Annotated in this window: 13 protein-coding genes; 4 read left to right on the top strand and 9 right to left on the bottom strand. The window is 48.3% G+C overall.

Translation table 11 applies throughout. The features are described 5' to 3' along the window. The first annotated feature begins 835 nt into the window (after window positions 1-835). Together H6F72_RS25335 and H6F72_RS25330 are read left to right on the top strand one after the other, a co-directional pair. Complete coding sequence (locus H6F72_RS25335; protein ID WP_190442125.1) at window positions 836-1,180, top strand: transposase; 345 nt, start codon at window positions 836-838, stop codon at window positions 1,178-1,180. 20 nt (window positions 1,181-1,200) lie between these two features. Beyond that, window positions 1,201-1,425 carry a hypothetical protein gene (locus tag H6F72_RS25330; RefSeq protein ID WP_190442124.1) on the top strand — a complete coding sequence of 75 codons (225 nt, stop codon included), beginning with the start codon at window positions 1,201-1,203 and terminating at the stop codon, window positions 1,423-1,425. Here the strand turns inward: H6F72_RS25330 and H6F72_RS25325 are convergent. From H6F72_RS25325 to H6F72_RS25285, 9 genes are all read right to left on the bottom strand, one after another. Then, window positions 1,373-2,347: a TIGR03885 family FMN-dependent LLM class oxidoreductase gene (locus tag H6F72_RS25325; protein WP_190442123.1), complete on the bottom strand. Its 975-nt coding sequence runs from the start codon at window positions 2,345-2,347 to the stop codon at window positions 1,373-1,375. The two genes, H6F72_RS25330 and H6F72_RS25325, sit on opposite strands and share 53 nt — an antisense overlap. 33 nt (window positions 2,348-2,380) lie before the next feature. Further along, window positions 2,381-3,229, bottom strand: coding sequence for a DUF1206 domain-containing protein (locus H6F72_RS25320; RefSeq protein WP_190442122.1), 849 nt, complete (start codon window positions 3,227-3,229; stop codon window positions 2,381-2,383). Beyond that, on the bottom strand, window positions 3,226-4,866 hold the full coding sequence (locus tag H6F72_RS25315) for an alpha-amylase family protein (RefSeq protein WP_190442121.1): 1,641 nt from the start codon (window positions 4,864-4,866) through the stop codon (window positions 3,226-3,228). The genes H6F72_RS25320 and H6F72_RS25315 overlap by 4 nt, the downstream gene beginning before the upstream one ends. Window positions 4,867-4,877: 11 nt before the next feature. Further along, entirely contained in the window at window positions 4,878-5,258 is a 381-nt protein-coding gene (locus H6F72_RS25310; RefSeq protein ID WP_190442120.1) for a sensory rhodopsin transducer, read from the bottom strand. Between the two features lie 34 nt (window positions 5,259-5,292). Beyond that, window positions 5,293-6,186 carry an HAD family hydrolase gene (locus H6F72_RS25305; RefSeq protein WP_190442119.1) on the bottom strand — a complete coding sequence of 298 codons (894 nt, stop codon included), beginning with the start codon at window positions 6,184-6,186 and terminating at the stop codon, window positions 5,293-5,295. Between the two features lie 96 nt (window positions 6,187-6,282). Beyond that, on the bottom strand, window positions 6,283-7,686 hold the full coding sequence (locus tag H6F72_RS25300; protein ID WP_190442117.1) for an Nramp family divalent metal transporter: 1,404 nt from the start codon (window positions 7,684-7,686) through the stop codon (window positions 6,283-6,285). Window positions 7,687-7,710: 24 nt separating this feature from the next. Further along, complete coding sequence (locus tag H6F72_RS25295; protein WP_348252611.1) at window positions 7,711-8,226, bottom strand: hypothetical protein; 516 nt, start codon at window positions 8,224-8,226, stop codon at window positions 7,711-7,713. Between the two features lie 276 nt (window positions 8,227-8,502). Then, window positions 8,503-9,369 carry a hypothetical protein gene (locus H6F72_RS25290; protein ID WP_190442114.1) on the bottom strand — a complete coding sequence of 289 codons (867 nt, stop codon included), beginning with the start codon at window positions 9,367-9,369 and terminating at the stop codon, window positions 8,503-8,505. Window positions 9,370-9,509: 140 nt separating this feature from the next. Then, window positions 9,510-10,151, bottom strand: coding sequence for a hypothetical protein (locus H6F72_RS25285; protein WP_190442112.1), 642 nt, complete (start codon window positions 10,149-10,151; stop codon window positions 9,510-9,512). Between the two features lie 350 nt (window positions 10,152-10,501). On the opposite strand from H6F72_RS25285, the gene rppA reads away from it, so the two are divergent. Beyond that, entirely contained in the window at window positions 10,502-11,191 is a 690-nt protein-coding gene (gene rppA, locus H6F72_RS25280) for a two-component system response regulator RppA (RefSeq protein ID WP_190442110.1), read from the top strand. Window positions 11,192-11,194: 3 nt separating this feature from the next. Beyond that, a complete protein-coding gene (gene rppB, locus H6F72_RS25275; RefSeq protein WP_190442108.1) occupies window positions 11,195-12,568 on the top strand; it encodes a two-component system sensor histidine kinase RppB in 1,374 nt (457 codons plus the stop codon). Window position 12,569 lies beyond the last annotated feature (1 nt).

Here is a 12,569-nt window from a genome sequence, read left to right as displayed (position 1 = left end):
TGAGATCCTCTTCACTCTCTTGTATCTCTAGTTTGTAAACCCCTGCCATACTCTACGATTAAACCCACCTCAAGTTTTATAGCATCTGTCGTCTACTTTTGAAGAATTGGTATAACAGGTCAGCTCGGCAACTGCCTGTCTCGAATCCGTTCCCTTTTGGGCAAGCCCGTTAACCCGCGTAGGCTTGTTCACGTTGACGATGGTTCAAGCATGGATTCACTGGCGTTAGCCGTATGCAGCTTTGCTCGGCGGGATTCCCGGTCGGGTTCCGAGTGACCGCCTTTTAGCCCTGCTTCAGACGATTGAGAGTCAGTCGCACACCTGAGGGCTAGGCTGTTACCCCAACACTAGGGGAGATGGAATGGTCCAAGTTGGACGCACCACACAGAAGTTGAGTTATCAGGGCATTACACCCTGACTCTGCTTTATTTCAAGCCTGGTGGAGGGGCTTGACTTGGGCAGAAACGAATCGCACGCCGAGATACGTGTAATTCTTTATCACATCGCCTTGAAATACAGGCTAGGTTCGCACTCTAGCTCTTTGTCCTTAGCTGTAATTCGTGAAAACCTTGAACAGTATAGGTTTGGATTACTTATGACCTAAGTACTACTCAGAAATCAGTAGTACATACCCTATTTTCTAGCTTATCTGAAGCCTGAAACCCTAATTCTCTCGTTGAGTAGTTGTAGAGGGGCGCAATTATTCAATAGGATTATCTATGTTCTATGTAAAAAACGAAAGTAAGACCCATCAAGGCTTTGATGTCCGTCTGATAAATTTTTGCACATATCTCGGCTCAATGCCGAATAGAGCCTCCTGCTTGAGGTGGTTGGGATGATTGCACCTCGTCTCTCTTACTTCACGGTTCGTTTTGTCGATAACTACTGTCAAGCCTACCGACATCTGTTTAACGATGTCCGCAGTTTTGAAGCATTCGCCTCTCTACATCTTGGCTTGGTCGCTCCTCTAGCTCGCACGTCCTTACCCGAAATTGCCAAAGCTGTAGGCTTGCCAAATGACCAAGTGCTACACCATTTCCTGACTCACTCCCCTTGGCAGGTAGAAGCAGTACGCTATCAACGTCTGTCTTTAATTATCGAACAAATTCAGGGGCAACTGATTGTCCTTGTCCTTGATGACACCGGAGACCGCAAAAAAGAAAGACGACGAATTATGTAGAGCGGCAGCACATCAGCAATGTGGGCAAAGTAGACAATGGCAGGGTTTCGGTCAATGCTTACGGCGTGCTGGGCGCTCTTGCCTTTCCCTTACTGTTCAAAGTGTTTAAGCCGAAACGCCGACTTAAGCCGGATGATGTTGACCAAACCAAGCTCCAACTCGCTCAGCAAATTATTCAAGAACTGGTGGGCTTCAGATTTCGCTTTTCCTTAGTGCTGGCAGAACCTTCTCCCCAAAAGCTTTGATAAATTGCTCCTGCTCTCGGTTGACGTTATGCAAAATCAATTCATCAAAGCCTACTTCAATATCTTTCTGTAGCCACGCAATCTGCTGCTGCGGATCGGCTGAGATCCGGACGTGTTCATCTAGCTCTTGTGGTGTAACAAATTCTCCAGCGGCGTCAAACTGCTGGGGTGTTCGTAGCTGCGTCATCAAAACATTCTTAAAGATATTGTTGCGCCATTGTTCATGAGCTTTTTGACGAGCTATGTCGTCCGTGTGGTCGTAGGAAAGCTGAACTTTCAAAATCATGGGCTTCCCTTCCCCCCCTCCGCGTCGGAAAGCATCAACGACTCGTTTGAGTTTTTCGGGTGGGCGTGAAATGGTAATCAGCCCGTCGGCCCAGCTCCCCAACCATTCGGCAGTCGCTTCTGTCACGGCTGCCCCAATGATTAGCGGTGGGGTGGTAGGGCGAGAATAAAGTTTGGCTTCTTCAACACAAACTAACCCGTGATGGGTCACCGTTTCGCCTGCCCATAAGGCCCGCATGATATCAACACACTCTTTGAGCCGAGTATTACGATCGCCCTTGATCAGCCATTTATTTCCGGTGATGTGCTCGTTGAGTGCCTGCCCACTCCCGACTGTCAGCCAAAAGCGATTGGGAAACATTTCAGCGAGGGTAGCGGCAGCTTGGGCGATGATCGCCGGATGGTAGCGATCGCCGGGAGCATTGACCACTCGATAGGAGAGACTGGGAGTTGCTTGCATGGCTGCGCCTAACCAAGACCAAGCAAATCCACTTTGCCCTTGTTGCTCACTCCAAGGATGGAAGTGATCGGATGAAAGCACGCGCGTAAATCCTGCTTGTTCTGCCATTTGGGCATACTTCAGCAGTTGACTAGGCGGAAATTGTTCGTGAGAGGCGTGATAACCAATCTGTACCATGACCGATCTCCCTGGATAATTGACTGCAATCTACTAGTTAACAATGCAGCGATAACGAGCTTCCACCAAAGCATAGATGCTATAAGCCATCAGTCCGAGGGCCATTAGACCTAACAACCAAGAACCAAAAGGTTGGTGTTCTAGGGTTGCTAAGACTCCGCCAAAGCCTCTCGCTTCACTGGCCTTGGATTGCCATGCCGCTACGATTAAGAAAATACCAATCAGGCCGAACATTAATCCACGAGCCGCAATCCCAAACTGCCCTGCTCTCTTGGTCCATTTATGCTCGATTCGGCTCATCTGGTGCTGTTTAAATTTCTGCATAAACTTTGCTTGGTAGGCATTGTAGAGGTGGTACAGGCCCACAACCACTGTGAGTCCTCCTGCTAGCCCGACCAACCATTGCCCCAGGGGTTGCGACAGAAATCGGGCTGTCCAATCCTCAGTGGTAAAGCTGTCCCCTTCACCAAAACTAAAAATTAGCCCGATGGCAGTTAACGCCAAACTGCCATACGAGATGGCGCTGAACGCATAACCTAAGCGTCGAGCAACCCGTTTAGCATTCAACTTCTCGCCTTGATGTTCTGGGTCAAGAAGAGCTTGCACCAATCGCCAAAACACATAACCCATGAGACCGATCGCAATCAGGCTGAGGAGAACCTTGCCAAAGGGCTGAGCCACTATCTCTTCCAAGGCTCCACTAGTGCTAGTAGTTTCGCCACCCCTGCCGATCGCTGTCTGTGCTGCCAGTAAGCTAACCACGAAATAAACTGTTCCCTTGGCTGCATAGCCAAAGCGGGCTAGTTTCTCAACCCAAGGATGGGCAGAAATTCGTTGGGCCTGCTGTTGTAGGTTTTGCGGTTGAGAGTCGCGGTGTGTCATAGCAGCTCTGAATGAGCCCGATTGACCCTAAACCAGCGGTAGCCGTAAGGAGATAGTTGAACCACTTTTTCGTCCCCATTGAGCGATTCATAGGGGCGATCGCCAAACAGATCGAACAGATGCTCGTAATCAGTTGATTTAAGTGTGACTGTACAGTCATGGTCTGCTAAGTTATGTACGGCAATCACCGCGCGATCGCTCCAGGCACAGCAGTGAGCAAAGACACACGGAGTATCCGTTTCTAAAATATGTAATGTGCCATAGCCCAGTTCTGGGCATTGTTTGCGAATTCGGACCAGGCGTTCTATCCAGTTAATGAGTGCGGTTGGGTCGCGCTGTCCCTGAGCAACGTTAACCTCTTTGTAGCTGTATTTTCCCCCACTAATCACAGGCTGGGGCAGTTGGTCAGAGGTTGCATCAGAAAAGCCGCCATTCGGTTCGTCCGACCATTGCATTGGCGTTCGCACACTCGTTCGTCCTGGCAAGGATAGGTCATCCCCCATGCCGATCTCATCGCCATAGCGTAATAAGGGGGTACCTGGTAAGCTAAACATCAAGCTATAAGTGAGTTCGATGCGACGGCGATCGCCCTTGAACATAGGCGGCAAGCGGCGGCGAATTCCCCGTCCAAAGATCTGCATATTCTCTTCAGGAGCAAAAGCATCAAAGATCTCTTGCATCTCTGAGTCACTCAAGCGATCGAGCGTTAGCTCATCATGATGACGGACAAAATTTAACCACTGACACTGAGCAGGAATTTCTGGTAAGGTTTTTAGCCCATAGCATAGCGGTTCGGCTGCTTGACGAGCCAGTGCCAAGAACATGTACTGGTTCAGCAAAAAGTTGAATAGGAGATGGATGCGATTTCCCTGACCAAAATAAGTAGGAATTTCTTCTGCGGGCACATTCGCCTCTGCTAGCAGTACTGCATCTCCTTGGCGTGAACTCAGAAACCCTCGCATCTCATCAAAAAAGTTCTGCAAGTTCTCCTGATCAGCTTCCGGAACACCAATGCCATTGATTAAGAAGGAAGCTGCATCAATCCGGAAGCCAGACACGCCTAGTTCTAGCCAAAAGCCCATGATTTTGCAGATCTCTTCTCGAACCGCTTGGTTAGTAATATTCAGGTCGGGCTGATGTTTGTAGAAGTGGTGCAGATAGTAGGCATCTGCCTGCTCATCGTAGTCCCACAAGCTATCCTCTACGGTGGGAAAGGCAATCAAACTCGGATCATCTTCGGGGGGATTCTTGGACCAAACGTAGTAATCCCGGTAACGAGAATTTGGGTTAGCACGGGATTGCTGAAACCAAGGATGTTGATCAGATGTGTGATTGATGACAAGATCGATCAGCACTCGTATCCCTCGCTCTCGTGCTAGGTGCATGAACTCGACGAAATCACCTAATGTGCCTAAACGAGGATCGATATTGTAGTAATCTGTAACGTCATAACCATTGTCCCGGTTAGGCGAGGGATAAAATGGCAGAAGCCACAAGCAAGTAACTCCTAACCCAGCTAGGTAGTTCAGTTGGTGTGTAAGTCCAATAAAATCGCCTATACCATCGCCATTGCCATCCATGAATGTTTCCACATCTAACGAGTAGATGATGGCATCTTTATACCAAACGCTTTTCATTGATCCGATTCCTAATCACTACTGGCATAAGCAATCGTACTTAATAAAGCATTCTCCGCTTGGCGGGAATCTAGACGAGTGTGCTGAACCACGATCGGCACATCCGATTCAATCACACTGGCGTAATCTGTATCACGGGGAATCGGCTCAGGATCAGACAAGTCATTGAACCGTAAATGCTTTGTCCGACGAGCCGGAACAGTGGCACGATAGGGTCCTAAAGGTTCGCGATCGCTGAAATAAATCATGATCTCGACATGGGCATCCTGATCCGAGGTATTCAGTAGACAGGCTGTTTCATGGCTGGTAAATTGCGGTTCGGGTCCATTGCTATAGGCAGGAATGTACCCTTCGGCGATCGCCCAATGGGTGTGTCCAATTGGTTGACTCATTGTTTTGCTACCTCCTGACGTTACGGTGCTTTGTTTATTCCCCAACGCTTAACTGACGTAAGGTAATCTGTTTGCATAAGCTCTCAACTGCTAGAGTGAGCGATCGCATTAATTCTGAATCTTCACGATAATCGGCTTCAGCCAAATTGGTGACTCGCTGACTCTCACTCACTTGAATCTGTTGATCCCAGGTCTGGGCTTCTTTATAAACACCGATCGTAATCCCGCCTTTATCATTCAAGACTGAAAAACAAGGGATATCCGATGCTCCGTCTCCGATATAGATTATTTGTGACAAGGGAATGTGCAATTGATCTTCTGAAACATCTCGATAGGCAAACGAGCGCCCATTTCCATCCACCTGATTTTGACCACTGGCAATCTGCATCAAATAGCGAGTCTTTTCTGTATGGCTGATGCTGCGCTTCAGGAACTCAATTTCACCCGTTTGGCTATAGTGAAATTCGCATCCCCAAATTTGAGTAAAGTAAGGGGCAATGCAGGTGTGGCGAACCACCTCCCCAAATCCACCCGTGATGATGTAAAACTCTAGTTCAATTTGGGGATTGAGATCCTGTACGTGCTGATGCAGGCGATCGAACATCTCCGTAACACTATCAAAAGGCTGGAGCTGTTGACCAAACTGAATCAAATAATCTTTGGTGATTTTGTGCTCGATCTCTGGGTACTGTTTGGATGCTTGAATTAAACAGTAAAATCTAGCTGCCACATGATCCCAGCCTGCGTCCTTCAAGGGTTCATATTGCTGCTGGCGAAATTCATCGACGTTTAAACCTAAAGTTTTCACTAGCTCATCGAAAGTATCCGGGGCCAGCGTGCCGTCAAAGTCAAACACAATTCCAATGCGGTTACAGACAGGCTTAGTCGCTTGGGGTTTGGTGAGATGAGTCTCTTGTCTTTGTGGCATCACTATTCTCTCGGCTCTACTTTCTGAGTTTGCTCTAGCTGCTTTAATGCTTTAAACAGCGCTGTTCACAGCAGCTTATCCACTTCGTTCCTGGCTCTACACTCCACCTGAGCCGACCAGGCCAGTGAGCTGTAATAAATAAGTCACTGCAAATCCAGCAAAAAATAGTCCTGCTAAAGTCGTAGCCCAGAAGCTGAGCGGATCAGGCTGTAGCTTCTTCGGTAGCATCTGGTGGTTGAGATATAAAGTCAGCCCAGTGACGACTGGGATATGCGAGGCTTCAATGGCTCCAGCGGTTTGAAGTAACCCCACAGGTTTGCCAAAAAGCAGATACCCACCAATGGGGAGTACTGCCAGCAAGGTGGCAATGTAGAACTTGCGTAGGAATTTTTCGTTGGTCCAGCGACCACCCCGAACCCCAAACCCTTGCAGCAAAATCTGGGTGCCATCGGCAAACATCCGTCCGAACCCATCTTGCACAGACATGGTAGTACTGCAAAAGGTGATAAAGACGATCGCGACCATAAACCAGAAGCCAAAAGGCCCCCAAAGATCTCCTAAGAGGCTCCCCAAGGTTTCTGCAATCTGATTTTCTCTGGGTACTAAGCCCTGGGGACGCAACAGTTCTGCTCCCAAAATTAGAAACGATAGGGCTGCCAATAAGGCTCCTACGACAGCGAGGGTATTGGAGAAGGTCATCAGACTGAGCCATCCCTGTAACCGCTGTCGTTGATCGCGATCGAGCTGCTTAAAGTCAATCGGTTCTTCGCGCTTGTTAGTAGCAGCACCGTAACCTCTAGCACCAATCCAGTAGGAGTACCACATAATTCCAGCGGCCCCTGCTAGCATGAACCCCAACCAAGGTAGGATTTCTTGATACTGGACATCTTGAGGAATTTGAGGAACTAACCCGCCTGAAAGTTGTTTCAGGTTGGGGGAGACAAAAACGGCAGCAGCCACCACGGCTATGGTGCGCCCGATGCCGATATAGGATGAAGCTTTTTCGACGCCATCGTATTGCCCCAGAAAGACGATCGCGGCTGTCACCACAATGATGATTACTGTCCAAAGTTGGGCGGTACCTCCGGTCATCAAAATGAGTGCGCTTGCAGCGGCTCCTGCCATACCCGCCACCGTAGCGATCGCCACCACAAACTGAGGCACCAAAATCAACCAGATGGCCCAGTTCTTGGGTCCAGGTAGCCGCTTAAAGCCTTCTAGAATTGTGACCCCGGTGCAAACGGTAAACCTGCCAACTTCACGGTTGATAAACCATTTTAGGACTACTGCCGCTAGGAGTGCCCACAATAGCGTATAGCCATAGAGCGCTGCAATTCGGGGAGTGAACAGTAACTCACCAGAGCCAGCGGCAGATAGCATCCAGAGGAAGCTAGGCCCTAACCATTTCAGCCAATCTCGTCCTTGAGGCGGTTTAGGAACTTGCGGCTGTGGCTCATCGGTAGATTGAGTGATAGTTTGTATGTGTTGCTCACCGTTCATTTGACTCTTTGCTCCTATGGGGATTTAGCTCAGCGCAGGCTCAAGCTCAGCTCGCTTAATTTCAATACAGTTGTTATTAAAGGAAAGGGGCTGTCCATCCATGTAGACCTGCCCTAACGTCAGACCATGCACCTGCAACCGTATTCCTTTATAGGGAAAGGCATAGTCTCCCTCTTGCTGCCAAGTCAATTCCAGATGGTTTGGTTGTGGCTTTAGGCAAAAGTGGTTGCTCCGCCACTCTCTGTAGCCATCCCCAGCGTCACTATAGATACGGCCCTCGCAGTATCCTGATGCTGAAGGATAGAGGTGTAAAATCAACTGATGGTTTTCTTGTGTGGGTATAATGCTGCCTACCTTGACCGAAAGTGGCAGTTCTTCTAAGAGTGCTGTGAGTTGAATAGAGCGATCGCCCGTATGCAATCTATCCTGCTCAAATTCATACCACTCTCCCTGAGGCAGCTTGACAGTACAAGAATTCGCACCTTGCTGCCCAATGGGGCACACTAACAAAACATCGTCCAAAAGAAACGCATCCTCAATGCTTCAAAGCTCCGCGTCTTCTGGAGCGACTCCCCAAAGCGCACGAACTAAAGGAGAGCGATGTTGATGGGCTTCTCAAGCAAGAGTATAAAAATAGGGTTCTAGACGTTGACGCAATTGCAAAAAATTACGTAAAGTTTGATGAAACGCATCTCTAGTGCTGCTTGCTTAGCGAAATTCATAGCACTTACATACAGGTGCTGTGGTCACTTGCTCAATACAGAGTTGGATGGGTCGGGCAGTATTACCATTCAACCCATCCTCTAAGGCTACGGCTTACTTGGCAACGTCTGGAATTGCGGAAGGATAGACAGCATCAGCAATTAGTACAGGTTTTTGGCTGTACTCCGCTTCTAGCTTCTTCTGCAAATCTAAATCCCAAGTTAAGTCATAGTCTCGCTCAATGTCAGCCACGACGAAGGGACGCAATACACCCGTTACCGCCACAGTTTCGCCATCCTTTACGGGGGCTACAGCTGGGGCTCCCGCCTTAGGATTGGCTCGTAAGACCAGCAAATCAGTGGCACCAAACAACTGATCTTCATCCAGCGTGAAGGAGTTTGGGCTTCTAACGTCTTCGATTTCACCTGTGACTGCTAACGCCTTGCCGTAGTACCGCTGAGGATCTTCGGTGATTGTGCCCGGTTTGGGGGCTAGGGCGATCGCTTGAGCAATAATGGCGGGCTTGCTTTCGTACTCAACATACACTTCAGGGTCTAAGTCTAAGTCAAACTCACGTTCAACTTCTGCTAGGACAAAGTTGCGAACCTGGCCTGTGACTTGCACCTCAACATCATCGTCAGCAGGTAGAGCAAAGGTTGCGCCTGAAGCATTCACGACCAGAATTGATTCAGTACCAAAGAACTGTTCATCGCTTACGGTGAACGTGTTAGGGCCAATTTTCTTGATTGGCTTGCTTCTAATGGTCACCGTCTGTCCAATCAAGCGGTTAGTCTCATTGGCAACTTCCTCAGTCGTGACATTTCCCGCAGGGGGCGGGGCAGCCGCTTCTTGCCGTCCATCCGTGCAAGCAGGAAGGATTAAAGCCATCAGGGCTAGGGCAATTCCTGTAGGCAGTGTTCTATTAGCTTTCCACAGCTTTTGAGCCAAGTTATTGTGATTAGAGATTGTGCAGCGATTCATGGGATTTTCACTCCGTTATTATGATCAAAGAACTTTTGAGTTCACTGTTGGTTAGGTTCAGACCAATTAAGGTAGAACGGCTAGGTCAAAACAGTTAACAAAAAATCTGTTCACACCTAAGTTGCTTGATTTCTATGGGTTTAGTTCAAGAAGACTTGACCATCTGTTTGAATTCTCAAGATGCCTTGGTTATCCCTTAAAGTGGTTGTTTCATCGAGCGATACTGCCAACATTCCGCTTCTAGAAGTGGGCATTGACATCACTTCCAAGAGACCCTCGTCCTGCCGTACCATCGTGATGGTTGCAGGGGTCGGTAGCCTCAAGGTAGCTTCTGCTCCTGCGACCAAGAAACGACGCTGCGTATATCCGATCGCCTCATAACTAATGAGAGTGTTAGTGTTATTTTTCAACCTCACGTCCACTTTCCCTGCCATAGGCGTTACAGTCGCGATCGGCTCCGCTCTATTGATGGGGAGTGGTGGTTGTGCTATTGGTTGGGCTAGAGGAAGCATCGGCATTCTAGAAGGAACCACAATAACCTGCTGGTGTGGCAATTGAGTTTGCTCGCTTAGAAGCCGAGTCGCCGCATTAGAGGGGCAACCTCTAGGAACTAACTTTGTGCTGTTGTAGGGCTCCTCATAATAAATGCCAGGGCATGGATTGAGTACTCTAGGGACAGATGGGCTAGCCCAGGAAATCGTAGGTAGACCCACCAATAAACTTCCACAGATCGTTCCTAGTAGACCAAATCTTCTCCGAATTAAATGAGTTTGCTGGTCCATAACTTTCTCCTAAACAAGATCTTTATTGAAACTAAATAAAATTTGAAAAGAAATCATTACTCTAAAATGTTTTAAGTGATTCCTGAAATCTCTTGCCAACATCAAACTTTAATCATTTCTCCACTACTATAGGAATTGAATTTAATTATTTCTTCCAGCCAAGGTTATAGTGAGTATTTCTGTTTATAGGTTGAGTAAAAATTCATGCTGTTTTCATTATTAACTCAAGCCTTTTATACGTAAGCTATTGGTATTTACATCCAATGGAAGAGAGGAGTTTCATAGTGATTTCACTATTCTGTAAATACCTTGTAATTAAGGGATTTTAATAAGAAACAAAGTTATTGATAATGCGACTGCTATTAGTTGAAGATGAAGCCGATTTAGGCGCAGCCATTAAACAAGTTCTGAATCACCAGACCTACGTGGTGGACTGGGTGCTGGATGGCACGCAAGCCTGGAATTATCTAGAAGCACATTGGACTGAGTACACGTTGGCAATTTTTGATTGGATGTTGCCAGGGCTGTCAGGGGTGGAGTTGTGCCGACGACTACGTGCCCAAAATAGCCCACTCCCTGTTTTGATGCTGACGGCAAAAGACCGCATGGAGGAAAAGATTCAAGGGCTTGATAGTGGTGCAGATGACTACTTGGTTAAGCCTTTTCAGATGGCAGAACTGCTGGCAAGACTGCGGGCGTTGCGGCGACGATCGCCTCAGATCCAGCCGCCTCAACTCCGAGCTGGCAATTTAACGCTCAACTATGGAACTCACGCAGTCGTTCGGCAAGATGTGAATGGCGATCGCCAGGCGATTCCTCTAACCATAAAAGAATTTCAGCTCTTGGAATACTTCATGAAGCATCCCAACCAAATTGTGAACCGCGATCAAATCATGAACCAGCTTTGGGAAGTGGGGGCTGAACCTGTGAGCAATGTTGTTGCCGCCCAAGTTCGTCTACTCCGCCGCAAGTTGGAAGATGAGGGGACTATGATTGAAACCATCTACGGTGTAGGCTATCGCTTTAACCTGGATGGATGAGCCATGAAAGACAATCAACTCTTTGGTTCAACTCGTCTGCGTTTGGCTCTCTGGTACGCTGGGGTTATGGCTTGCATCATGGGGGTATCTGGTTTTGGAGTTTATCAGGTGGTTGCCCAGGCCTACCGCCGAACCATTGACCAAGGATTGCAAGCGGTTACAGGGGTTGTGGCCAAACGAATCGAGCCTGTTATACAGCGACCAGAGCAGTTACGTCAGGTGGCTGAAAATCTCTCCTTGCGGTTATGTCTCGCTGAAGCAGATTGTATTCCTACTACTGAAGCTACTAAAGCAGCTCAACTTCCTGAAGTCATTCGGCCTCCCCTAGTCGGTGTACCCGACCCCATCAATTACTACATCCGCTTAATAGATTCAACGGGAAGACCCATTGTGGTGATGGGGCTACAGATAGACAAATTACCTAGCACGTCGGGAAAAGCAAAATGGCAAACATTGACGGATCGGCAGGGAATTCGCTATCGCCAAGTCTCCTTACCCCTACAGATACAAAAGCAGCCGGGAGGCTATGTGCAGGTGGGGCGATCGCTCCAAGACTTAGACCAAAATTTGGTTGCCTTACGTTGGACGTTGCTGCTGGGGTGTGCGATCGCGCTGCTCTTCGTGGCTTGGTCTAGTTGGTGGCTAGCGGGACTCGCAATGCAACCGATTTATCGCTCTTATCAACAAATGCAGCAGTTCACTGCCGATGCTGCCCACGAGTTTCGCACGCCGCTCGCTGCCATGCAAGCCACGATCGAATCGACGTTACGCTTTCAAAGTAAGTCTGAAAGCTCTACTTTAGAGACGGCAGGAGGAGCCTTAGCCGTCCTACAACGACAAACTCTACGCCTTTCAGAGTTGGTTAAGGATCTCCTACTGTTAACCCGCATTGACCAGCGTAAACTGACAGGAAAGCATTTCGCTTGCTGCCTGAATGATTTAATCAGCGACTTGATAGAAGAACTCGCTTTTTTAGCGGTTAAAGAGGCGGTGGAACTCTCGATGCAGTTACAGGTGCCTACATCCGTCTATGTTTTAGGCGACGAAGAACAGCTCTATCGTTTGGTTTGCAACTTAATTAACAATGCAATTCAAGCAACGCCCACGGGAGGACAAGTTAGGGTTTCGCTAAACAGGGATGAACAATACGCCATTGTGCAAGTGCAGGACACAGGGCTAGGAATTGCTCCAGCTGACCAAGTCCGAATTTTCGATCGCTTTTATCGAGTAGAACAAGATCGATCGCGGCACACCGGCGGTTCTGGTTTAGGTTTACCCATTGCTTTAGCGATCGCTCAGGCCCATCGCGGCACCCTTCAAGTACGCAGTGAACTTGGTAAGGGCAGCACATTTACCGTGCGTTTGCCTCTAGAATAAA

The organism is Trichocoleus sp. FACHB-46 (assembly GCF_014695385.1).
Lineage (GTDB): Bacteria > Cyanobacteriota > Cyanobacteriia > FACHB-46 > FACHB-46 > Trichocoleus.
The sequence above is the reverse complement of the archived record's forward strand: the minus strand, read 5'-3'. Positions and strand labels throughout refer to the sequence as shown.

Excerpts from the sequence above, each read along its gene's own strand:
- H6F72_RS25310 (WP_190442120.1), bottom strand. The coding sequence starts at position 5,258 with ATGAGTCAACCAATTGGACACACCCATTGGGCGATCGCCGAAGGGTAC.
- H6F72_RS25315 (WP_190442121.1), bottom strand. The coding sequence starts at position 4,866 with ATGAAAAGCGTTTGGTATAAAGATGCCATCATCTACTCGTTAGATGTG.
- H6F72_RS25285 (WP_190442112.1), bottom strand. The coding sequence starts at position 10,151 with ATGGACCAGCAAACTCATTTAATTCGGAGAAGATTTGGTCTACTAGGA.
- H6F72_RS25290 (WP_190442114.1), bottom strand. The coding sequence starts at position 9,369 with ATGAATCGCTGCACAATCTCTAATCACAATAACTTGGCTCAAAAGCTG.
- H6F72_RS25305 (WP_190442119.1), bottom strand. The coding sequence starts at position 6,186 with ATGCCACAAAGACAAGAGACTCATCTCACCAAACCCCAAGCGACTAAG.
- rppB (WP_190442108.1), top strand. The coding sequence starts at position 11,195 with ATGAAAGACAATCAACTCTTTGGTTCAACTCGTCTGCGTTTGGCTCTC.
- H6F72_RS25320 (WP_190442122.1), bottom strand. The coding sequence starts at position 3,229 with ATGACACACCGCGACTCTCAACCGCAAAACCTACAACAGCAGGCCCAA.
- rppA (WP_190442110.1), top strand. The coding sequence starts at position 10,502 with ATGCGACTGCTATTAGTTGAAGATGAAGCCGATTTAGGCGCAGCCATT.
- H6F72_RS25335 (WP_190442125.1), top strand. The coding sequence starts at position 836 with ATGATTGCACCTCGTCTCTCTTACTTCACGGTTCGTTTTGTCGATAAC.
- H6F72_RS25300 (WP_190442117.1), bottom strand. The coding sequence starts at position 7,686 with ATGAACGGTGAGCAACACATACAAACTATCACTCAATCTACCGATGAG.
- H6F72_RS25325 (WP_190442123.1), bottom strand. The coding sequence starts at position 2,347 with ATGGTACAGATTGGTTATCACGCCTCTCACGAACAATTTCCGCCTAGT.